The organism is Aquimarina sp., from assembly GCF_977115655.1.
The window spans coordinates 11,650-34,365 of record NZ_CDSBKO010000002.1 but is presented as its reverse complement, the minus strand read 5'-3'; the positions used below and the strand labels follow the sequence as shown (position 1 = coordinate 34,365).

Here is a 22,716-nt window from a genome sequence, read left to right as displayed (position 1 = left end):
ACCTAAAGTTTATGGATTAATAAATCAAAAAGATGACCATAAACGTTAACAATCAACCACAATCTATTTCAGAAAACAGTTCTGTAGAACATCTTTTAGAACAATTAAATGTTGTTGCAAATGGTATTGCTGTAGCTATTAATAATGAAATTGTTTCTAGAGAAACTTGGAAAAAAACATTTTTGCAACAAGAGGATCAGGTAACCATTATTCAGGCAACCCAAGGAGGGTGATTTTTTTAATAAAATATAAAATTCATAATAATGAAAAAACAAGATACAGCACCAAAAGATACTGTAATTAGTACAACGCCTTTTCCGGGGTCAAAAAAAATCTATGTATCAGGAACTATTCATCCGCAAATTAGGGTTGCTATGCGCGAGATCGAATTAGACGATACCGTAGATAGTATGACACAAAAAAGAACCCCAAATCAATCTGTAACAGTATATGATACCAGTGGCCCTTATACCGATCCAAATAAGAAGATAAATGTACACGATGGTATAGAGCCAATACGCGAACCATGGGTTCTGGATAGAGGAGATGTAGAGGAGTTAGATGGTTTTTCTTCAAAATATTGTAACGAGAGATTACAGGATTCTAGCTTAGATCATTTACGATTTAATCATTTACGTAAACCAAAACGAGCAAAAAAAGGAAAAAACGTATCCCAAATGTATTACGCAAAGCAGGGGATTATTACTCCCGAAATGGAATATGTGGCAATACGCGAAAATCAAAAATTACAAGAAGTAAAACGACTATCTAAACAGCACCCGGGACAAGACTTTGGAGCTAGTATTCCTGAAGTAATTACTCCAGAATTTGTAAGAGAAGAAGTTGCCAGAGGTAGAGCGGTAATACCGTCTAATATAAACCACCCGGAAGCAGAGCCAATGATTTTGGGAAGAAATTTTTTAGTAAAAATAAACGCTAATATAGGTAACTCTGCAACCACATCAAGTATCGAAGAAGAAGTAGAAAAAGCAGTATGGGCATGTCGTTGGGGAGCCGATAATATTATGGATCTTTCTACAGGAAAGAACATTCACGAAACACGAGAGTGGATTATCCGAAACTCACCAGTACCTATAGGAACAGTACCAATATATCAAGCATTAGAAAAAGTAAATGGTAAAGCCGAAGATTTAACGTGGGAGATTTTTAAAGATACATTAATCGAGCAGGCAGAGCAAGGAGTAGATTATTTCACCATTCATGCAGGAGTACGACTTGCTTATGTACCCATGACAGCAAAACGTATTACCGGTATTGTATCCCGGGGAGGATCCATAATGGCAAAGTGGTGTCTTGCACACCATAAAGAAAGTTTTTTATACACCCATTTCGAAGAAATTTGTGAGATAATGAAAGCTTATGATGTGGCATTTTCTCTAGGAGACGGATTGCGACCAGGTTGTATTGCAGATGCTAATGACGAAGCGCAATTTGCAGAATTGGAAACACTGGGCGAGCTAACAAAAATTGCCTGGAAACACGATGTGCAAACGTTTATCGAAGGACCAGGGCACGTGCCAATGCACATGATTAAAGCAAATATGGATAAGCAGTTAGAAGCCTGTGGAGAAGCACCTTTTTATACATTGGGTCCTTTAACCACAGATATAGCTCCCGGATATGACCACATTACCTCAGGAATAGGGGCAGCAATGATTGGTTGGTACGGCACTGCTATGCTATGCTATGTTACACCAAAAGAACATTTGGGACTACCTAATAAAGAAGATGTACGTACAGGAGTTATAACCTATAAATTAGCAGCACATGCCGCAGATTTGGCAAAAGGACACCCGGGAGCACAACACAGAGACGATGCATTAAGCAAAGCACGTTTCGAATTTAGATGGAAAGATCAATTTAATTTATCCTTAGATCCAGAACTGGCAAGGGAATATCACGACGAAACATTGCCAGCAGAGGGAGCAAAAATAGCACACTTTTGTAGCATGTGCGGACCAAAATTCTGTTCGATGAAAATATCTCAGGAAGTTCGGGATTATGCAGCAAAAAAAGAGATAGATGATCAAAAAGCACTCGAAAAAGGAATGCAGGAAAAAGCAGAAGAATTTAAAGAAAAAGGAAGCGAAGTATATTTGTAATTAATGGAATACAGCAGGAAATATTATATTTTAAGGATTTTTTGAGTTTCCTTGTCTCGTCGAGTGATTTTTTGAAGGGAAGAAACCAAAAATGATGAATATTGTATTTGTTCCTAGCAGTGGTGCAGATGTACTTTGCAGCGTTGTAGATGTGTATTGTAGAAAACAAATGCAATATCCCGAACCCTGAGGTACTCGAAGGATGAGGTTCACGAAAGGATGAGCTTTGAGAGCCTCAGCTCCCTATGTATATCGAACCCCGAAGAGTAAGGTACTCTAAGGATGAGATTCTTTAAACACTTAAAATATATGTTAATAGTACTAACATCAGAACAAGAATTAGAAAACGAAGCAAAACAAATTAATGATTTGTTTGCTGCGGGATTAGAAATATTGCATTTACGTAAACCAACCTTTACCAGTAATGGGTATAAGGCATTGTTAGATCAGATAGATATGCAATACCATAACCGGATTATGATTCATCAGTTTCCAGAACTTACAAAGCAATATAAATTGCGAGGAATACATTTGCAGGAACAAGCCAGATTAGATTTTGATCCATCGGCTCTGGATGCTACTATTTTAGTATATAAAAACAAAGGGTTTTCGGTAACCAGCTCCTTTCATTCTAAAGAAGATATTGTAGCCTGTGCTGCTGATTTTGAATATGTTTTATTGAGTCCCGTTTTTGGATCTATTTCTAAAGCAGGGTATGCAGGAAAAGGATTTGATGTTACAGATATAAATGCACAGGTAATAGGAATGGGAGGCATTAATGAAGATACCTTACAAGCAACATTCGATCTTGGATATAAGGGAGTAGGCGTTTTAGGAGGAATATGGAACACAGAAGATTCTTTAAAAAGTTTTAAAACGATTTACAATAAACTTAAAACCATCTGTTGATTTAAGAATGAAAAAACGTCCATATATACTTACTATTGCAGGTTTTGATCCATCAAATGGAGCCGGGCTTACTGCCGATATAAAAACGATAGAAGCACTAAAAGGATATGGATTGGCAGTTTGTACAGCAAATACTATCCAGAATGATATACAATTTAAGAAGTGTATTTGGCAAGATATTGAAGTAATTAAAAACCAAATAGAAATAATATTAGATCGTTTTGCGATACGTTTTGTAAAAATAGGGATCGTTCAAGATTGGGGGATAGCTAATCAAATCATAGATTTTTTGTTAGAAAAAAATAAAGACATTAAAATTGTATTGGATCCTGTATTAAAATCCAGTTCCGATTTTGATTTTCACGATCATTCACCTGCATCCAAATTGAATGTACAATTTGACCAAATTTTGGATAAAATATATGTGCTAACACCAAACTATTTAGAAATAAAAAAGCTGTATGCAGATAAAACCATAGACGAAACAGTTGCTTATATCAGTAGTAAAACCAATGTTTTTTTAAAAGGAGGACACAGAAAAGATACCGTTGGGAAAGATGAGTTGTTCACAGTAACAGGAAAACATTATATACTCTATCCAAAAGCAAAAAACATAACAGAAAAGCATGGTAGTGGCTGTGTGCTTTCTGCTGCAATTACAACGCAATTAGCATTAGGTTTTCCTTTGCTTAAAGCCTGTTTTAGAGCAAAAAGGTATACTGAGAAAGTATTGAGTTCTAATACTGGTTTGTTAGGATATCATAAAATGTAAAAGCATAAAAAAATAATGATAAACGAAATGAATTTGCAGTATGTGTCCCAGGGAGAAACACCAAAAGAGCATCTTTATAATATAGAACAAGTATGTAAAGCAGGGGGTAAATGGATACAACTACGAATAAAAGATCAGGATATGGCAACCTATTTGGATACCGCGATAAAATGCAGAAATATCTGCGATCGCTATAATGCAATTATGATTGTTAATGATAATATAGGGGTAGCAAAAGCTGCTTTGGCAGATGGGGTGCATTTGGGATTACAGGATATGAATACCAGAGAAGCCCGCAAAATTTTAGGAGATAATTTTATCATAGGAGCTACAGCAAATACGTTACAGGACTGTAAAAAACATAGCGAGGATGAGGTAGATTACATAGGTTTGGGCCCTTATCGCCATACCACTACCAAAAAAAAGCTAAGTCCGGTATTAGGGATAAAAGGATATGAAGAGATACTCTCAGAATTTAAAATTCAAAATATAAATGTCCCTGTTGTAGCAATTGGAGGAATTGCAGAACAAGATATTATGCCTCTTATACAAACCGGTATATCAGGAATAGCAGTTTCTGGATTGTTGACTAATAAAGAAAATATCAAAGAAAAGATTAAGAATATAAAAGAGCAGATAGAAAAGAGGTTTTCTTCTAAATAGTTAAAAAAAATGGATAGATTAAAAATTGCAGATAAAGAGTTTTCTTCCCGATTATTTACAGGAACAGGAAAATTTAGTTCTTCTTCATTAATGAGGGACGCGTTACTCGCATCCAAAAGTGAATTGATTACGGTAGCATTAAAACGAGTAGATGTTACAAATCAAGACGATGATATATTAAACCATTTAGACCATCCTCGAATTAATTTATTACCTAATACCTCTGGAGTTCGCGATGCTAAAGAAGCCATTTTTGCCGCACAGTTAGCAAGAGAAGCTTTAGAAACAAACTGGATAAAATTAGAGATTCATCCGGATCCAAAATATTTATTGCCAGATCCTATAGAAACATTAAAAGCTGCAGAGCAATTGGTAAAATTAGGATTTGTGGTAATGCCTTATATTCATGCAGATCCTGTGTTGTGCAAACGGTTAGAAGAGGTAGGAGCGCAATGTGTTATGCCGTTGGGAGCTCCTATTGGCAGTAATAAAGGATTAAAAACATTAGAGTTTTTAGAAATTATAATAGATCAAAGTACCATACCAGTTATTGTAGATGCAGGTATTGGCAGTCCATCGCAAGCAGCACAAGCAATGGAGATAGGTGCAGATGCAGTATTGGTTAACACAGCAATTGCAGTATCCCAAGAGCCGGTAATGATGGCAAATGCATTTAGAATGGCAGTAGAGGCAGGACGTATTGCATATAATGCAAAATTAGCACCTATAAAACAATATGCAGAAGCAAGTAGCCCGTTAACCTCGTTTTTAACCAAAGGTTAAAATTGGGTGTCAGGTGCTAAGTTTTATCTGCTAAATAAGACCTTCAAGGTTTTGTAAAACCTTGAAGGTCTTGCAAAACCTTTGAGGTCTCAAAACAAAAAACAAACAGTGAATAAATTCATAGGATAGGACAGTAAAAAAAGAGCAAAATGCTAACGGTTAAAACAAAAAATGAAATCTTTTAAAGACATATTCAAACAATATAATTGGAACGAAATACTATCCGGTATTCTTTCTAAAACCGAAGAAGATGTAATCAAAGCATTAAATACCTCCAAAAGAAACCTTGAAGATTTTAAAGCCTTAATTTCTCCGGCAGCACTACCCTATCTGGAGCAGATGGCGCAAATGAGTAACAGTATTACAAAAAAACGGTTTGGAAACACCATCCAGATGTACGCTCCAATGTATTTAAGCAATGAATGTCAAAATATTTGTACCTATTGCGGGTTTAGCATGACCAATAAAATCCCCAGAAGAACACTAACAGATGACGAGATTTTAAAAGAAGTGGATTTTTTGAAATCCAAAGGGTATAATCATATCCTTTTGGTTACAGGTGAAGCTAATAAAACAGTAGGAGTAGATTACATTAATAATGCAATACAAATAATACAATCCAGATTTGCTAATATCACCATAGAAGTACAGCCAATGGATCAATCAGACTATGAAACTCTCATAAAAAGTGGTTTGTATGCAGTATTAGTGTATCAGGAAACCTATCATAAATCAGAGTATAAAAAGCACCATCCAAAAGGGAAGAAATCTAATTTTGATTATCGATTAGAGACTCCTGACAGACTTGGGCGAGCAGGCATTCATAAAATAGGATTAGGAGCACTTTTTGGATTAGAAGACTGGAGAGCAGATAGTTTTTTTACCGCCTTACATCTACAATATCTTCAAAAAGTATATTGGAAAACAAAATACTCTATATCTTTTCCCAGATTAAGACCACACAGCGGGGGATTAGAACCAAAGGTAGAGATGACAGATCCGGATCTGGTACAACTAATTTGTGCTTTCAGGTTACTGGATGAAGATGTAGAGTTATCCATGTCTACCAGAGAGAGTGAGGTATTTAGAGAAAACATAGTAAATCTTGGTATAACCTCTATAAGTGCCGAATCTAAAACCAATCCGGGTGGTTATGTTATAGATCCACAGTCGTTGGAACAATTTGAGATTTCGGACGAACGACCTACAGAACAAGTAGTAATTATGCTAAAATCTAGAGGCCTGGATGTCGTTTGGAAAGATTGGGCTAATAATTGGCAATAGTCTATAATATCTTAAAAAATAAAATTCTTGTGAAAAATAAAAAATCTGTTATAAATACAATAATTTTACTCCCTTTTGTTTTTTTGTATAATTGTTCAATCCATGCACAACAAGATACAGATACAGAAATAAGGTACAAAAACGCATTATTTGTTAAAGCAAAAATTAATGAACCTATACATCTTAAGGATTCCTTATCGATTCTTATAACATCCTTTTCCGTTAAACGTGCTCATGCCAATGAGCCAACAAAGCTAACTATACATGCAGAACTATCCAGGAACAATACTTGCGGAGAGATAGATCTTTTTTTACATAGAACACAAGGTAAACCAAAGGATATCTCTACAATTGCATTCTGGAGAGAATACAAATTTGAGTTTTATGACTATGATTATGATCCATCATTTAAAATTATTGTCTCAAAAAAATAGCAAACAGATTAAAAGCCTTAAATGTAAGAGGCATACTATAAAAACAAGTATCACTAATTAGTTATGGATAACGTATTTCCATCTCTTCGAATAGAATACCGTCTTAAAGCAAACTGTCCATCGCCAGAAGTTTGTTGCCCGGTAATAATATTGTAAGCATTACCATCTTTGCAATTACATGTGGCTGTAATTCCTTTAATCTCCTGAGTAGAACAAGAACTAGGGGTGTGGTTAGGATCACTCAGTTCAAATGCAGAATATTGAGTATTGTCAATATTATAAATAATAATACCTTTTATGCTTCCATTGGCCGTATTGTCTACAAAATGATTTCCAGGGAATTTAAGAGGATTAAATTGAGGTAAATTAAGGTTGATCTGATAATTAATACTGGTAGGAGGTAAAAACTGGTTGTTATCAGGGCGGTCATCACTACTACAGGATAAAATTAAAAGAGAAAATATTAAAAACAAAGCCTTTTTCATCTGTTATTTATTATTTAAAAAATACTACGATTTTGTTTAACATAAGTGCTTAATTTACTATCAAAGATTCCAGTTGGGGCAATTTAGTTATTATAGTTAATTAGTAACATGATGTATTGTGATGGCAAATTAAGTAAAATTGTCTTCTTCAGTAATTTTTTTGTTATCTTTGAATAACAAATCCCATTCTTGTGGGATTTTTTGTATTTATATAAACGATGAAGTTATGAGCAAAGTATCTTATTACACTGCAGAGGGGCTTAAAAAATTAAGAAATGAACTAAGTCACCTTAAAGACATAGAACGACCAAAAGCTTCCGAAGCAATAGCTGAAGCACGTGATAAAGGAGATTTAAGCGAAAATGCGGAGTACGACGCAGCAAAAGAAGCACAGGGATTGTTAGAAATGAGAATTTCTAAATTAGAAGAAACCCTTGCTAATGCGCGATTAATAGATGAATCTCAACTGGATATGTCTAAAGCCCTTATACATTCTACTGTAAAGATTAAAAACCAAACAAATGGTGCAGAAATGACTTATAAATTAGTAGCACAAAGTGAGGCAGATCTTAAAACAGGTAAAATATCGGTAGATTCTCCTATAGGAAAAGGACTACTGGGAAAGAGTGTTGGCGAAGTGGCTGAAATACAAGTACCTAATGGTATTATGAAATTTGATATTGTAGAGATTAGAAGAGATTAGAAGAGATTAGAAAGAATTATTTTCTTTGAAATTTAAAAAAAGCCTTTTTTAATTCGTAAAAAAGGCTTTTTTATGGTTTTGACTTACAGATAAATGAACTATATTTCGAAACCGTAACCCGACTAAAATTTAATTAATGCCTACCCTATTTACTAAAATTGTAAATGGCGAAATTCCATCCCATAAAGTGGCCGAAGATGAGAATTTTTACGCCTTTTTGGATATTAATCCAAATGCAAAAGGACATACACTATGTATTCCTAAAAAAGAAGAAGATAAAATTTTTAATTTAGATGAGGACACTTATCTGGGCTTAATGCGTTTTTCCCGAAAAGTAGCAAAAGCTATAGAAAAAACAGTGCTTTGCAAACGTGTAGGGATTGCTGTTGTTGGTCTCGAAGTTCCTCATGCACACGTTCATCTGATACCTCTTAATGAAATGAGTGAAATGACTTTTCAGCATAAAATAACTATGTCAGAATCAGATTTAAAAACATTGGCAGCAGAGATTCAATCTAATTTGTAAAAATGAAGGATTCTGATTTTAAATTAAATCTGAAATTAAGGATTGATTGGAGTGAAATGGATACCTACCAGCATGTAAATAATGTAAATTTCATGAAATATATGCAAAGCGCACGTGTTCAATTTTGGGAAGTGACAGGTTTAGCAAGATTACATAAAGAAACCAACAAAGGTCCTATGTTGGTTTCTACAAAGTGTGATTTTAAAAATCCATTGTTCTTTCCAGGTAATGTAATGATAAAAACTAGAGTTGAATTTATTAAAAACTCTAGTTTTGGATTGCATCATTTATTGTATAATGATACAGGGGTACTTTGCGCAGAAGGACACGATGTAGCTGTTTGTTTTGACTTTAATACGAATAAAACTTTTTTGATTACAGATAGTTTACGACAAACCATGAAACAGTATTAGCTTTATTTGGTTGTTCAGGTAAGATCAGGGTAATAAAAATAAATATAAGCCCCGGTAACTAAAAGAAAAATTATAAATAGGATACTATAAAAAAACCAGGTAAATTGTATTTTTCCTGATGGTTGAGGTATTGTTTTTTTATGATAATCGTATACCCGTTCTATATCCGTAGTCCATTGTCCCGGAAAAATTTGATTTTCACATTTATTACAATAAATACTTTCTATAATATTACTTTTGGTAGCTGTCAAAAGTTTAGATTTTATCTTTTTTTGTTTAAATGAAAGAACCATATCTTCGGTAGAATAGCATTCTGGGCAATTGTTGTTTAGAGGTGCTTCTTTTAAAATAATATACTCCGTTTTCAATTTGTATAAGTTTAGTGTATAATAGCGGTTAATAATATAACGTTATGATAAAAATAATGTTATATAATGAGGTAGATTTGAAGTTTTATACCAGCCTGTTTATATGTTATTTTAAAGTTAAAATGGCATTATTAAGGATTTATATTAGATAGTAGCACCAGATTTACGAAGTGTGATCTGAAAAGTAGTTCCTTTACCAAGATCTGATCTAAGCACTTTAATTTTTCCCAAATGATATTCTTCTATGATTCTTTTTGCCAAGGATAACCCCAGTCCCCATCCCCGGCTTTTAGACGTATATCCGGGTTCGAATATTTTAGTAAATTTACTTTTTGGGATACCTTTACCGGTGTCATTTATCCTTATAAAAACTCTTTTTTCGTCATCTACAAGATCAATCTCAAGATTTCCTTTGCCCCTCATTGCATCGATAGCGTTTTTTACCAGGTTTTCGATTGTCCAGCTATAAAGTTGAGAGTTTAAATATACAAGAATTGGTTTATTGGGCAGATTAAGTGAAAAATTAATTAATTTAGAGCTTCTGGATTGGAGGTAAGTATAAGCGTTTCGGGTTTCTTCTACAATATCCACCTCTTCAAGATTAGGGATAGAACCAATTTTAGAAAAACGCTCTGTAATTATTTTAAGTCGCTCGATATCTTTCTCTATTTCTACAATATACTCGGGATTAACATTTTCGGTTTTAAGGATTTCGTTCCACCCTACTAATGAGGATAAAGGAGTTCCTATTTGGTGAGCAGTTTCTTTTGCCATACCTGCCCATAGCTTATTTTGCTCACTGGCCTTTGAGGTTGTAAAAAAGAAATAGATCACACCTATCAATAAAAATATGATTATTGCAATGGTCATTGGGTAGTATTTCAGTTTGTTTAAAATATCCGAATTACCATAATATATATATTGAACAGTATCCTTGAGATCCAGTTCTATAGGGTCATTTTCTGATTTTAATTTTTTTAGATAAGATCTAAGCTTATTTTCATTACTGATGACACTTTTAGAAATATTTTGAAAATAACTAAGGTCGGGATTCCCCAAGGAATCTCTGATAAAATCCCCTTTAGAATCGGTAATTATAATAGGGATAGACTTATTGGTGGATCCAATTACAATCGATAGCTCCAGGTAATCATCAGACTGCTCACTACCTAATGCTTTTTGGGATTGTACCCAGATCTGTACCTTTGTTCGTTCATCATCCTTAAGGCGTTGCATAAATAATGAGGTGTTCCATAAAACCAGTCCGGTTATTACTAAAACAGCTATAATAATAAAGTAGCTCGAAAAATGGCGCTCATCAGAAAAATTCATAGGTTGGTTGGCTAAATCCTAAATATAAACGTTTTAATATAATTTTATTGTTCTTATACAGAATACTAAAACTAGTTTATAGAATACTTTAAAAAATTAAACTTTGATTATCTTTGCCCAAGATAAAACAAATTATGATTACAATCGATCCATTACAGGTAACTACAGTAAAATTACATGGTTTAATGCTTGGTGCAATTGGTCCAAGACCTATAGCTTTTGCTAGTACAATCGATGCGGATGGTAATCCTAATTTATCTCCATTTAGTTTTTTTAACGTATTTAGTGCAAATCCGCCAATTCTTATTTTTTCACCTGCCAGAAGAGTTAGGGATAACACTACTAAGCATACATTAGAAAATGCAAAAGCAACTAAAGAAGTAGTGATTAATATTGTAAATTATGACATTGTTCAGCAAATGTCGCTATCCAGCACAGAGTATCCGGAAGGAGTTAATGAGTTTGTAAAATCAGGACTTACTATGGTGCCTTCAGAAAAAATAAAACCATATCGAGTAGGGGAGTCCCCGGTACAATTTGAGTGCAAAGTAAATCAAATAATACCTATGGGTGAAGAAGGAGGAGCCGGTAATCTTATTATTTGCGAAGTACTTTTAATGCATATAGATAAAGGGGTTTTAGACGAAAATAACAGGATAGACCAACATAAGATCGATCAGGTTGCCCGTATGGGGGATAATTGGTATACAAGAGCTAATATGGGTATGTTCGAGGTTCCTAAACCATTAACTGCTATAGGTATTGGTGTAGATTCTTTACCAGAGGAGATAAGAAAAAGCACTGTTTTTACAGGTAATGATTTGGGTAAGTTAGGAAATGTGGCAGAAATACCAGAAAATAAAGAAGCAATAGAATTTGTTAATAACCATAATGATATTAAGGATAAAATTCGACAGTCTAACCTAATAGAAATTCATAAATTTGCAAAACAGTATCTGGATTTAGACGATATAGATACTGCATGGAATATTTTAGCAGCAAATAAATAATACAATTAAGATGGAAGTACAAGGCAAAGTAAAGATGATAGGAGATACACAAACCTTTGGTGGCAATGGTTTTAGAAAGAGAGAAATTGTAGTTACTACTGAAGAGCAATACCCGCAACATATTATGGTAGAGTTCGTTCAGGATAAGTGTGACTTATTAAATCCCTTTCATGTGGGTCAGGATGTAAAAATAAGTATTAATCTACGTGGTCGCGAATGGGTAAACCCGCAAGGCGAAACTAAGTATTTTAATTCTATACAAGGATGGAGAATCGAGAATTTACAGCCTGCAGCTCAAAATGCTTCAGCTCCTCCTGTTCCGTCTGCAGATGCATTTGAGCCTGCAACAGATTTTTCTGAAGAAGAACACGATGATTTACCTTTTTAATAAGGATATATACTATTTTAATTCCTCGTTGAGAGGCTAATTCCTGGAGGCTTGTCTCGAAAACAAAATATATTTTCGAAAACATAGCTCGTGAGCTTGCTTTGGGGTTGTTAATTTCCTTGAAGCGTATTGCTAAGAAGTTTTAGATTAAAAATAAAAAAGTCCGATATATTCTATCGGACTTTTCATTATTGTGGTTTTAGGTGAACCTTCTAATATAACTCAAAAAAGCAATGATGAACAAAATTTATCTTAAAAGGTCCTAACAAAGATTGCGATTTTTTTGGTTAATTCAAACAACTGATTGATATTTAACGTTGTATAAACGTTTAAAAACAGGTTTTGTACATACTTACAGATATAATACGATTTCCGCCCGTTACTTATGCAGATAGTGATGGATTACTGGCTATTGGTGGTGATCTTTCTGTAGATAGATTGTTAAAAGCATATAATAGTGGCATTTTTCCTTGGTACAGCGAGCAGCAACCTATTTTGTGGTTTAGCCCGGATCCCAGGATGGTACTTTTTCCATCAGAACTTAAGGTAAGTAAAACTATGCGACAGCTTATCCGCAAAAATCAATTTAAAGTTACATTTAATGAAGATTTTGAAAGGGTGATTAATAATTGTGCTACTATAAATCGTACAGGACAGGATGGTACATGGATAACAGCAGATATGCAAAACGCATACAAAAAACTCTATAAAATGGGGTATATTGTTTCTGTAGAGGTGTGGCAAGGTAAAGAATTGGTAGGTGGTTTATATGGAATATGGCTAAAAGAAAAAGGAGTTTTTTGTGGAGAGAGCATGTTTTCTAAAGTTAGTAATGCCTCTAAATATGGATTTATTACTTTAGTGCAATGGTTAGAAGGAAAAAAGATAAAACTTATTGACTGCCAGGTGTATACAAGCCATTTGGCAAGTCTGGGTGCCAGAGAAATAACCAGAGCAGCGTTTGTGAAATACTTGGAATGATGTGCTAAAAAAACAAGTAAACCTTTATTGAAAAGTTTGATTTTTAAAGGTTTGCCACGCCAAAATATATTTCTGGAAGTAAAACTTGTGGGTATATTTACAGATTATGTTATTCATTTTAAATCATAATACTTATGGTGATTCATAATTTAGGAGTAGAAAACTCCATTTTAAATCAATTTATCCTAGAACTTAGAGACGTTACTATACAAAAAGATAGCATGCGGTTTCGTAAAAATATTGAACGAATAGGGGAGATCTTAAGTTACGAACTTAGTAAAACCCTAAATCATGAAATTAAAAAAGTGCAAACCCCGCTAGGAACAAAAGAAATTTCTGTTCCAGACAAACGATTAGTGCTATGTTCTGTGCTTAGGGCAGGGCTGCCGTTGCACCAAGGGCTTTTAAATTATTTTGATAGTGCCGAAAATGCATTTATTTCGGCGTTTCGGGAGCACAAAGAGGATAAAGACGAATTTGAAATTATCATAAAATATCTGGCCTCTCCTTCTTTAACAGATAAGACTTTGATATTGGCAGATCCTATGTTGGCAACTGGTAAAACTTTGGTAGACACTTTTAAAGCCATGAAAGGTCATGGAGTGCCTAAACAAATACATATTGTTTCGGTAATAGGATCGCAACAAGGCATAGAGTATGTTAAAAATATGTTCCCTGATAATACACATTTGTGGATTGCAGCAGTAGACGAAAAACTAAATAGCAAAAGTTATATAATTCCGGGTTTAGGTGATGCAGGAGATTTAGCTTTTGGGGTTAAGTTGTAGCATTCCTCACCATACCTAAAACAACTCACAATATGATCGTTAACCATGCCTGTAGCTTGCATAAATGCATACATAACGGTAGACCCTACAAATTTAAAACCTCGTTTTTTTAGGTCTTTACTAATTTTATCAGAAATTTCAGTAGTTGCAGGGCAATCCTTATGATTATTCCGGCTATTTTTAATAGGAGTATTATTTACAAAACTCCAGATATAGGTGTCAAAACTGCCAAATTCTTTTTGTATCTCTATAAATTTTTGAGCATTTACAATTGCCGAATTTACCTTTAATTTGTTACGAATAATCCCTGCATTTTGTAATAATTCCTCTCTTTTAGCCTCGTTATAATTAGCAATGATTTTATAATCAAAATTATCAAAAGCCATTCTAAAATTTTCTCGTTTTCGTAAAATGGTAATCCAACTTAATCCAGCCTGAAAAGTTTCCAGAACTAAAAACTCAAATAATAGTTGATCGTCATGTAATGGCACTCCCCATTCGGTATCGTGATAAGATTCATATAAAGAATCCCCAATACACCACCCGCATTTATGTTTTTGCATACGTTATGTTTTATACGCTAAGCCTCTAAAATACATTTTATTTTAAAAAGATATAATGCAATTAGGAAGTAGTTTTTGGATTCTTTCTTTTTCGTCTTTTGCAAAATGATTGCCAGATAAATGAATGCTTTTTAATTTTTTTAAATCCCCTATAGATTCGGGTAAATAAGTAAGTTGATTATTATCGAGATCCAGTTGTTGTAGATTTTTTAGCTTATTAATAAAATCCGGTAATTCGGTGATTTTATTGTAGGATAAAGAAAGAGCTTCCAGTTTTTTTAGCTTTTCTATAGATTTGGGTAAGTTTTTAAGTTGGTTGTTTATTAGATATAACTCTTGCAAATTTTTAAACTCTTCGATGTGTTCTGGTAGTTCTGTAAGGTTATTATCGGATAGATGCAGGACATCTACATTTTTTTTATATGCAATAGCCTTTTGTATAGAATAGTAAGTGTTTTTAAAACTTATCTTACAATTAGGTAATAGTTGTTTGCTTTTGTTCTTTTCAGCTTTTGAAAATGAATTTCCGGATATATTAAGATCTATTAAGTTAATAAGATTTCCTAGTGTTTTTGGCAACTTATCAATCTTATTAGAGTTAAAATACAAAAGTTTTAATTTGGTAATAGTACCCAAAGACTCCGGAATATGCTCTATTTTGTTGTTTTTGCAAATTAACCATTCCAGATTTTTTAAATTGCCAAAATTGTCTGGCAGTTTTTCAATCTCGTTATCAGAAAGGTTTAACGCCTCTATGCTTTTTAGCCCTCTAATGCTTGTAGGCAGATTGGATAATTTGTTGTTTTGCAATAGCAATTCTTTTAATTTATCAAAATTTCCAAAATTAGCAGGTAATTCATGAATTTGATTATCACTTAAGTCTAGTTTTTTAAGATTGGATAATCCTGCAAAAGATTCAGGAAGTATTTCTATTTTATTATTTCTTAAAAATAACCACCCCAGATTTTTTAGATTTCCAATAGAATCGGGTAATTTTTGAATTTGATTTTCAGACAATAACAGTACTTCTATATATTTTAGATTACATATTTGATCTGTTAATTTGGTAATTGCGTTCTTTTTTAGGTTAAGGGTTCGTAAATTTTTAAGAGAACCTATAGATGGTGGAATTACATTTATTTTATTGCCTTCAAGATTAAGGTATTGTAAATGTGGTAATTGTGTAATAGAATCAGAAAATTCTGTTAGCTTGTTATAGCTTAAGTTTAATTTATAAACCTGTTCTTTATTTTTAAAAGCTTCATATAAAGAAGAATATATTTTGTTTTTTTGTCCTATTGCACAAAAAGAACATATAAGCAGAAGAGAAATAGTAATGGTTCTTTTCATCCGGTTTTATTAATGGTTAGATAGAAATTTTTAATAATTAGTTAGATTAGTGTTCGTTTAATTGTTACGCCTCATTTTATAAATATGTGCTTAAACTGGTGTATAGTGTGTGAAGAACAGCTTCTTTCGGAAAGCCTTTCTCGTAAAGTTATGATTTTAATTTTTTATCTCTGGGTAAAAAACAATATTTTTTAAGATAATATTAATTGCAAAGGTTTGAAAATAAAGGGTAGAAAATGTCGCTGTAACTAGTGAAAATGGATTACCTGTTTTCTGGGGTATATTTTAAAAAGTTTTACCCTGTAATATACTGGATGCCAAATCAAGTCTGACGGGATACTTAAAAAAATAGATTCAGTCTCTATACGCATGATTTCAAAGTTAAAATGGAATTGCTTTGAGGGAAACAAAAATATGCTGGACTTAGGAAAAAATGAATTATATAAAAATCTAGTAATACTATTTATTTTTTTAAAATGAAATGCATTATTGTAAGTTTTCTAATTTTAAACGATCTAATTAAAAAATAAAAAGCGTCTTGTTAAATGAAAAATACAACACTTAAAAGCGTATCTGCATATATCGAAGAAGGTATTAAAAAGTCATACACCTATCAAGGGTATAAAGATCTGGTAAGCAGTTTGCTGGCCGATGGTAAATCTACAGGACATGAACAATCTGAGGCATTAGCAAATTATAGTATGCTTAATGATCGCAGAATGAAAAGGTGGGATAAAACGTTAAAGATTAACGAATCGGTAAGCAATGTCTTTTCTAATGCAGATCTGGATATAACCTGGGTGGTATTATCTGAAGGTTGGTGCGGGGATGCAGCGCATGTATTACCGGTTTTAAATAAACTTGCCGGGTTAAATAAGGGGATTGATTTAAAAATTGTTCTAAGAGATGATAATGAGGAGCTAATGAATAATTTTTTAACCAATGGTGGTAAATCGATTCCAAAACTGATTATATATGATAATAAAAAACAAGAAGTAGTAAACTCTTGGGGTCCAAGACCATCTGTAGCTACTCAAATGGTAAATGATTATAAAGAAAAACACGGTGGTTTAGATCCTCAATTTAAAGAAGATTTACAGCTTTGGTATAATAAAGATAAAGGTGCAACTATTGCAGAAGACTTATTAAAATTACTATAAAAATTACGTTAAGAGATGTAAAAAAATATAGATGGATTCTATACTATAATTAATACCCGTAATTAAAATAATAGGTAATAGATCCTTCTTGTTTTTCTAGATCAGATTTAGAAAACAAGGCTTGTCTGGCATAATCCATTGCATTATCAAAAAGACATTCGTTGCGGGTAGAAGAATTTTTTTTATCTACTTTGGTATCTACAACATACCCATTTTTATTGACTTCGATTTTAACAACTACTTTGCCACTACCATTACAGGTGTATACAGGGTTTGGTAAATCTATAGATTGCCGATCTTTTAAGCTGTACGTAAGAGAACTGTTTCTGTTATTGGTTGTTTTATCTTCGGGTTTAGAATCTTCTTTTTTATCATTCTCCTTTTTTTCTTCTTCCTCATCGATAGGTACTTCCCCTTCGGCAATTTTTGATTCTTCATTTTCTTCGGCGGCAGCTTCTTCCGCTTCGGTTAAAGATTTAATACGTTCTTCAACCTCTTCATGATCTTCAAAGTCTTCGTTGTACGCAGAGTGTGTTCTTTGGTTGTTGTTTATCTGCCGGTCTTCTTGAGCAATAAGCTCTTCTTCTGGCTGTTGTTGTTCTTCTTCCAAAAGAAATTCTTCAGGAATTTCCATTAAGATTTCAGACTGTTCTGCTCGTTTACTAATCATATTGATGTTATACAAACTTAAAACAACAATACACATCAACATAGATGTGATAATCAGGGCTTTATGTTTTTCTATAAATTCCATAGATACTATAACTAATTTTGTTCTACATTATTTTATGTAGTTTCAATTTTTGATTGTAACTGCTCTTCAAAGACAGCAACTGTAGTTGCATTTTCTAATAAAAAAGAACCTATTTTGGTTCTTTCTAAAACAGTTAGATGCGCCCCGCTATCCAACATTTTTCCAAAATCGTGCGCCAGAGATCTTATGTAAGTGCCTTTGCCACATACCACCCTAAAACCAACCTCTGGCAGTTTGATTTTAGTAATTTCAAATTCTTTAATAGTTATTTTTCTTGAGGCAATCTCTACAGCTTCCCCTTCTCTTGCATATTCGTATAATCGTTTACCATCTTTTTTTAATGCCGAAAAAACAGGAGGGTATTGTTCTATTTCTCCAATAAAATGATCGGTTGCATTTTGTATCATTTCTTCAGAGATATGAGCTATAGAAAAAGTTTGATCCACTTCGGTTTCTAAATCATAAGAAGGTGTGGTTTCTCCTAATTTTAAAGTGCCGGTATACTCTTTGGTCTGCCCTTGAAACTCCTCTATACGTTTTGTAAATTTTCCTGTACAAATAACTAATAATCCGGTAGCAAGAGGATCCAGTGTTCCTGCATGACCGACTTTTATCTTTTTGATATTAAAATTCTTTCGGATTAACCAACGTAGTTTGTTTACAACCTGGAAAGATGTCCATTGTAAAGGTTTATTGATCAAAAGAACTTGACCGTCTTTATAATCTTGTTCGGTTAGCATTATAGATGGGGCTATTTAATAAAACCAAAACTGATGGCAATTATACCAACAACGACACAATATACGGCAAAATACGTTAACTTGCTCTTTTTAACCAGGGAAATCATCCAGGTACAGGCAAAAAGCCCGGAAATAAAGGCAGCTGCAAATCCAAGTATAATAGAGGTATTGTTATCTGAAGAAAAAGTAAGATCTCCGCTAAGAATATCTTTAGCTATTTTTCCAAAAATTAAAGGAATTACCATTAAAAATGAAAAACGAGCAGCTTTTGTTTTATCGTTGCCTAGTAAAACCGAAGTAGAGATTGTAGCGCCACTTCGCGAAATTCCCGGAAGCATGGCAATTGCCTGTGCAATACCTATTACAAAGGCATTAGAAGTACTTACTGGTTTTCGGGTACTTTTAGCTTTGTCTGCAAACCATAATAATGCAGCAGTAATAAGCAGCATAAAACCTACAAATAGTACATTGCCCCCAAAAAGCTTTTCTAGCTGCTCTTCAAAAAATAAGCCTACCAAAACAGCAGGGATCATAGAAATAATAATCTTTAAAGAAAAAAAGGTTTCTTCGTTTTTTTTAAATTTTAATAGCCCCATTATAATCTCAAAGATATCTTTTCTAAAAACGACAATAGTGCTAAGTGCTGTTGCAAAATGTAAGACTACGGTAAAAAGCAAGGACTCTTCGGGTACACTTTTGTCTCCTAAAATAGCTTTGCCAAGCTCCAGGTGACCACTGGAGGAAACCGGTAAAAATTCTGTAAGCCCTTGTATTATCCCTAAAATTATTGCATCAATAGTTTCCATAAAGAAATATGTGTTTTCTTAAAGTTGGATGCAAATATATAACTACCGTAAAATAAAATGTTGAATTATTGTTTTTTCTTCTTACTGGGATTAAGAAGAATAGCGTATACCTCGATACCAAAACCAATTAAAACAATAGTTGGTGCCAGTCTTATTCTTCTGAAACTATAAATTTCAGGGTTAAAAACATTAGGATCATCACTGCCTCCGCCTGCCATAAGGATAAAACCAAGGGCAATTACAGCAATCCCAATAGCCATAACGATATAGTTTTTCTTTTTAAAAACAAAATCAGGTTGGTGAGGGGTGTTTTTATTTGATTGTTTTTTCATGTGTGTCGTTATTTATTTCATTATAAAGTACATCTTCATCGATCATTAATTTAGAAATATGTCCCATATTTTTATCACGGGTAAATATAGTCCATCTTTTTATACCATACAAAGTAACTTTTTTGTGTAAAATGGTCGCTTGTAATTTTTCTAAAGATAAAGAGTGTTGTAATCCCCTGTTAATATAATAGTAATGGTCATCGTTTTGCAAGGTAATTACAATATCCAGACCAGGGCCTTCTTTAAGGTCTGTAACTATTCCTTCAATTTTCATGACATCTTCTGGTTGTACATTACGTACTGGTCTAAATGTTTGAATACTTGCCCATATAAATATTATAAAGAGAACTAAAGCACTAAAGAACCATATTTTTCCAATTTTACCCATTACAGAAATATTATTATGTTTTTAATCCCGCTACAGATTGGTCTCAAAATCAAGATATATTTTTGAAAGCAACCTGTACGTTTGTTTCTTGGTTTTTGATTTTCTGGACACCAGTTTGTATACTGTTTAATATAAACACTGTTTTTTTAATAACAGATCTTACTCTTTATTAACTATTATGAATAAAAACAGATTATAATGAGACATTTTTTTTTTAGAATCCAAAACTATGTTTTTTTTAAGAAAGATTAAATGATTTTTAACAATTATATAAGCAATAGGACATGGTCTTTTAAGTTGTACACTGTTAACCATACACAAAAAAAAATAATAACATAACACAAAAACTCTAAAACCATGAAAAAAATCATTTTGTTTGTATTTATATGGGCATCATTAGTCCATGCTCAGTATCCCGATAGTCCAACATCAGATATCCCTTGGAATTCGGGGTATGATACTTTAGAAGATGTGCAAAAGGCATTTGATAATGCCAGAAAACAAGAAAGCCTTCAACTCGGGATATCGCTACCACCTATCTCATTACCGTTATCCTCAAAATGGGATACTATGTCTGATGATGAAAAAGCACTTTGGATATTAAACGAAGAACGTGTAGCCCGGGGAGTCACAAAATTCTCTGGTATTTCTAAAGAAGCTTCGGACATCGCTAGTAATTATGCAAAATATTTAGGTGAAAATGATGTTTTTGGGCATTTAGAAGATGGGAAAGATCCCTGGAAAAGGCTTGATACAAACCCTACTATAGCAGCCTGTAATGATGGATCTCAAGCGGTAGAAAATCTATATGCTGGAGCAAGTGGGACAGGTTTTTCTAAGATATCTATTGCCGAGGCAATTTATGGATGGTTATATCAAGATAAGGGTGTAGATTGGGGACATCGTCACGCTTGTCTGCGTTCAGATTTTAAAGATAATGGAGGAGTCTCAAATGAAGAAGGGCTTATCGGAATAGGAAAAGTAGATATTAAAAATTATAAAGGACCTTTTTCTTCACGTTGGGATTATGCCACTATTATAGTATACAATGTTTTTGATCCTTGTGCTACCTGGAAATATGATACTGTTGAGTCAGAAGACTTAGTTTCTCCATCTGTACCTGCTAATCTTACTGTTACAGACATAAGTCATGAAAATGTAAAAATAAAGTGGGATACTTCTACAGATAATATAGGGGTAACGGGGTATAAAGTATATGTAAATGGAGTAGAAAATATGGATATTAAAGAAGCGACGACTACTTTAAAAAATCTAACCCCGGAGACTGCTTACGAAATTTATGTTACAGCTTATGACAAAGCAGGAAATGCTTCAGAAATGAGTAATAAAAGTAATTTTACAACCAATGTTGCTCCAAATTGTACAGAAGTTGTAGTTGCTGTTGTTTTTGATAGATATGCGTCAGATATCAGCTGGAAAATAGAGAGAGAAAATGCACAGATTGTAGCATCAGGAAGTGATTATCAAAACTCTGCCCCAAATGTTTCAGAAAAGGTATGTTTAGAAGATGGAGTATATACATTCACTATTAATGACTCGTATGGTGACGGGCTTTGTTGTTCTTATGGAGAAGGTTCGTATGCTATTTCATTAAATGGAACAGCACTTGTTTCTGGGGGATCATTCAAATCTTCAGAATCCAAATCGTTTACTATAGGTAAAGCTTTGCCTCCGCCAACTCCATTAAATTTGGTAGGATCTGATATAACCAGTAACTCTGTATCTCTGTCCTGGGAAGTAAAAGGAGAGGTTACAAATCTTACCACCTTTGACATATATAATAATACCGAAGTTGTAAAAAGTGTAAAAGGAAGTAAAACCGTTACCCTGGATGGGTTAACACCTGAAACAGTATATAATCTTTCGGTAAGAGCAAAAAATGTTCAGGGAGATTTATCCGGGTTTTCTAATAAAATAAGCATAACTACTTTAAAAGAAACCGATGGAGGATTCTCTAAAGAAATGTTGGATCTTCTAAAACTAGTAAATCAAGCCAGAGCAGCAGATGGTAAACAACCACTAAAAATGAATGCCAAACTAGTTGCAGCGGCAGAGTTTCATGCCAATGATATGAATGATAACAACTTTTTTTCGCATACAGGTTCTAATGGGTCAAGTGTGAGTAATAGAGTTGAAAATCAAGGGTACTCCTGGAGTGGAGTAGCAGAAAACATAGCAAATGGACAGCGCACTGTTCAACAAGTACATGATACCTGGATGAATAGTCCTGGGCATAAAAGAAATATATTAAATGCTAATTATACAGAGGTAGGAATGGCCAGAGTAGCTAATCTTTGGGTTCAGGTATTTGCAAGGCCATTAAATTCTTCTTTCTTGTTTGAGGATTCTATGTCAGTAAATAAATCAGCAGAGCAAAAACTTGATATGTTCCCTACTTTATTGTCAGGAGATCAAAATCAAATTCATATTGTGGGTCATGACATTAATACGGTCTATAAAGTGTATAATATGACAGGTAAGGTACTGGATCAAGGAAAAATAACCGATGATACTATAGAAATAAATGGCTTGTCATCAGGAATGTATTTGGTTCATTTTATTATGGATGGAAAATCCATCACTAAACGATTAGTAAAAAGATAAGTTTAGAAAAAGAATGTTTTAGGATAACATTTATTA

At 33.4% G+C, this 22,716-nt stretch carries 27 protein-coding genes; 17 read left to right on the top strand and 10 right to left on the bottom strand.

Annotated features, from left to right (window positions below; genetic code table 11):
• The first annotated feature begins 32 nt into the window (after positions 1-32).
• From thiS to ACZIYX_RS01520, 8 genes are all read left to right on the top strand, one after another.
• Positions 33-233 (top strand): sulfur carrier protein ThiS, encoded by a 201-nt coding sequence (thiS, locus tag ACZIYX_RS01555; RefSeq protein WP_462680430.1) that lies wholly within the window; start codon positions 33-35, stop codon positions 231-233.
• Positions 234-263: 30 nt separating this feature from the next.
• The gene (gene thiC, locus ACZIYX_RS01550; protein WP_462680429.1) at positions 264-2,123 is read left to right on the top strand and encodes a phosphomethylpyrimidine synthase ThiC; all 1,860 of its coding nucleotides are present in this window, start codon (positions 264-266) and stop codon (positions 2,121-2,123) included.
• 309 nt (positions 2,124-2,432) lie between these two features.
• Positions 2,433-3,032, top strand: coding sequence for a thiamine phosphate synthase (locus ACZIYX_RS01545; RefSeq protein ID WP_462680428.1), 600 nt, complete (start codon positions 2,433-2,435; stop codon positions 3,030-3,032).
• Positions 3,033-3,039: 7 nt separating this feature from the next.
• Entirely contained in the window at positions 3,040-3,804 is a 765-nt protein-coding gene (locus ACZIYX_RS01540) for a hydroxymethylpyrimidine/phosphomethylpyrimidine kinase (RefSeq protein ID WP_462680427.1), read from the top strand.
• Between the two features lie 15 nt (positions 3,805-3,819).
• A complete protein-coding gene (locus ACZIYX_RS01535) occupies positions 3,820-4,467 on the top strand; it encodes a thiamine phosphate synthase (RefSeq protein WP_462680426.1) in 648 nt (215 codons plus the stop codon).
• A 9-nt stretch (positions 4,468-4,476) separates the two neighbouring features.
• Positions 4,477-5,250, top strand: a complete 774-nt coding sequence (locus ACZIYX_RS01530; protein ID WP_462680425.1) for a HisA/HisF-related TIM barrel protein — start codon at positions 4,477-4,479, stop codon at positions 5,248-5,250.
• Between the two features lie 171 nt (positions 5,251-5,421).
• Positions 5,422-6,534 carry a 2-iminoacetate synthase ThiH gene (thiH, locus tag ACZIYX_RS01525; protein WP_462680424.1) on the top strand — a complete coding sequence of 371 codons (1,113 nt, stop codon included), beginning with the start codon at positions 5,422-5,424 and terminating at the stop codon, positions 6,532-6,534.
• Positions 6,535-6,563: 29 nt separating this feature from the next.
• On the top strand, positions 6,564-6,968 hold the full coding sequence (locus ACZIYX_RS01520; protein ID WP_462680423.1) for a hypothetical protein: 405 nt from the start codon (positions 6,564-6,566) through the stop codon (positions 6,966-6,968).
• Between the two features lie 53 nt (positions 6,969-7,021).
• Here the strand turns inward: ACZIYX_RS01520 and ACZIYX_RS01515 are convergent, their stop codons facing one another.
• Entirely contained in the window at positions 7,022-7,453 is a 432-nt protein-coding gene (locus ACZIYX_RS01515) for a Rieske (2Fe-2S) protein (protein ID WP_462680422.1), read from the bottom strand.
• A 226-nt stretch (positions 7,454-7,679) separates the two neighbouring features.
• On the opposite strand from ACZIYX_RS01515, the gene greA reads away from it, so the two are divergent.
• From greA to ACZIYX_RS01500, 3 genes are all read left to right on the top strand, one after another.
• Complete coding sequence (gene greA / locus ACZIYX_RS01510; protein WP_462680421.1) at positions 7,680-8,156, top strand: transcription elongation factor GreA; 477 nt, start codon at positions 7,680-7,682, stop codon at positions 8,154-8,156.
• Positions 8,157-8,292: 136 nt separating this feature from the next.
• Entirely contained in the window at positions 8,293-8,682 is a 390-nt protein-coding gene (locus ACZIYX_RS01505; RefSeq protein WP_462680420.1) for an HIT family protein, read from the top strand.
• Positions 8,683-8,684: 2 nt separating this feature from the next.
• Complete coding sequence (locus tag ACZIYX_RS01500) at positions 8,685-9,095, top strand: acyl-CoA thioesterase (RefSeq protein WP_462680419.1); 411 nt, start codon at positions 8,685-8,687, stop codon at positions 9,093-9,095.
• A gap of 14 nt (positions 9,096-9,109) precedes the next feature.
• On the opposite strand, the gene ACZIYX_RS01495 is transcribed toward ACZIYX_RS01500, so the two are convergent.
• Complete coding sequence (locus ACZIYX_RS01495; protein ID WP_462680418.1) at positions 9,110-9,463, bottom strand: hypothetical protein; 354 nt, start codon at positions 9,461-9,463, stop codon at positions 9,110-9,112.
• Between the two features lie 144 nt (positions 9,464-9,607).
• Complete coding sequence (locus ACZIYX_RS01490) at positions 9,608-10,795, bottom strand: sensor histidine kinase (RefSeq protein ID WP_462680417.1); 1,188 nt, start codon at positions 10,793-10,795, stop codon at positions 9,608-9,610.
• Positions 10,796-10,929: 134 nt separating this feature from the next.
• Here ACZIYX_RS01490 and ACZIYX_RS01485 point away from each other — a divergent pair, with 134 nt between their 5' ends.
• The 4 genes from ACZIYX_RS01485 (at position 10,930) to upp (ending at position 13,962) form a co-directional block, all read left to right on the top strand.
• Complete coding sequence (locus ACZIYX_RS01485; protein ID WP_462680416.1) at positions 10,930-11,805, top strand: flavin reductase family protein; 876 nt, start codon at positions 10,930-10,932, stop codon at positions 11,803-11,805.
• A gap of 10 nt (positions 11,806-11,815) precedes the next feature.
• A complete protein-coding gene (locus ACZIYX_RS01480; RefSeq protein WP_462680415.1) occupies positions 11,816-12,193 on the top strand; it encodes a DUF3127 domain-containing protein in 378 nt (125 codons plus the stop codon).
• A 342-nt stretch (positions 12,194-12,535) separates the two neighbouring features.
• A complete protein-coding gene (gene aat / locus ACZIYX_RS01475) occupies positions 12,536-13,174 on the top strand; it encodes a leucyl/phenylalanyl-tRNA--protein transferase (RefSeq protein WP_462680414.1) in 639 nt (212 codons plus the stop codon).
• 134 nt (positions 13,175-13,308) lie between these two features.
• Complete coding sequence (gene upp / locus ACZIYX_RS01470; protein WP_462680413.1) at positions 13,309-13,962, top strand: uracil phosphoribosyltransferase; 654 nt, start codon at positions 13,309-13,311, stop codon at positions 13,960-13,962.
• Here upp and ACZIYX_RS01465 read toward each other — a convergent pair.
• Positions 13,905-14,525 carry a DNA-3-methyladenine glycosylase I gene (locus tag ACZIYX_RS01465; protein ID WP_462680412.1) on the bottom strand — a complete coding sequence of 207 codons (621 nt, stop codon included), beginning with the start codon at positions 14,523-14,525 and terminating at the stop codon, positions 13,905-13,907. The genes upp and ACZIYX_RS01465 overlap by 58 nt on opposite strands.
• A gap of 42 nt (positions 14,526-14,567) precedes the next feature.
• Positions 14,568-15,875 carry a leucine-rich repeat protein gene (locus ACZIYX_RS01460; RefSeq protein WP_462680411.1) on the bottom strand — a complete coding sequence of 436 codons (1,308 nt, stop codon included), beginning with the start codon at positions 15,873-15,875 and terminating at the stop codon, positions 14,568-14,570.
• 545 nt (positions 15,876-16,420) lie between these two features.
• Between ACZIYX_RS01460 and ACZIYX_RS01455 the strand changes: the two genes are divergently transcribed.
• Positions 16,421-17,035: a thioredoxin family protein gene (locus ACZIYX_RS01455; protein WP_462680410.1), complete on the top strand. Its 615-nt coding sequence runs from the start codon at positions 16,421-16,423 to the stop codon at positions 17,033-17,035.
• A 49-nt stretch (positions 17,036-17,084) separates the two neighbouring features.
• Here ACZIYX_RS01455 and ACZIYX_RS01450 read toward each other — a convergent pair whose 3' ends face one another.
• The 5 genes from ACZIYX_RS01450 to ACZIYX_RS01430 form a co-directional block, all read right to left on the bottom strand.
• Positions 17,085-17,789 (bottom strand): hypothetical protein, encoded by a 705-nt coding sequence (locus ACZIYX_RS01450; RefSeq protein ID WP_462680409.1) that lies wholly within the window; start codon positions 17,787-17,789, stop codon positions 17,085-17,087.
• Between the two features lie 32 nt (positions 17,790-17,821).
• Complete coding sequence (gene truB, locus ACZIYX_RS01445; RefSeq protein WP_462680408.1) at positions 17,822-18,529, bottom strand: tRNA pseudouridine(55) synthase TruB; 708 nt, start codon at positions 18,527-18,529, stop codon at positions 17,822-17,824.
• A gap of 11 nt (positions 18,530-18,540) precedes the next feature.
• Positions 18,541-19,335 carry an undecaprenyl-diphosphate phosphatase gene (locus ACZIYX_RS01440; RefSeq protein ID WP_462680407.1) on the bottom strand — a complete coding sequence of 265 codons (795 nt, stop codon included), beginning with the start codon at positions 19,333-19,335 and terminating at the stop codon, positions 18,541-18,543.
• Positions 19,336-19,400: 65 nt separating this feature from the next.
• On the bottom strand, positions 19,401-19,667 hold the full coding sequence (locus ACZIYX_RS01435) for a DUF3098 domain-containing protein (protein WP_462680406.1): 267 nt from the start codon (positions 19,665-19,667) through the stop codon (positions 19,401-19,403).
• Positions 19,648-20,055, bottom strand: coding sequence for a hypothetical protein (locus ACZIYX_RS01430; protein WP_462680405.1), 408 nt, complete (start codon positions 20,053-20,055; stop codon positions 19,648-19,650). Before ACZIYX_RS01430 ends, ACZIYX_RS01435 begins: the two co-directional genes overlap by 20 nt.
• 357 nt (positions 20,056-20,412) lie before the next feature.
• Here ACZIYX_RS01430 and ACZIYX_RS01425 point away from each other — a divergent pair, with 357 nt between their 5' ends.
• On the top strand, positions 20,413-22,680 hold the full coding sequence (locus tag ACZIYX_RS01425) for a CAP domain-containing protein (RefSeq protein ID WP_462680404.1): 2,268 nt from the start codon (positions 20,413-20,415) through the stop codon (positions 22,678-22,680).
• Positions 22,681-22,716 lie beyond the last annotated feature (36 nt).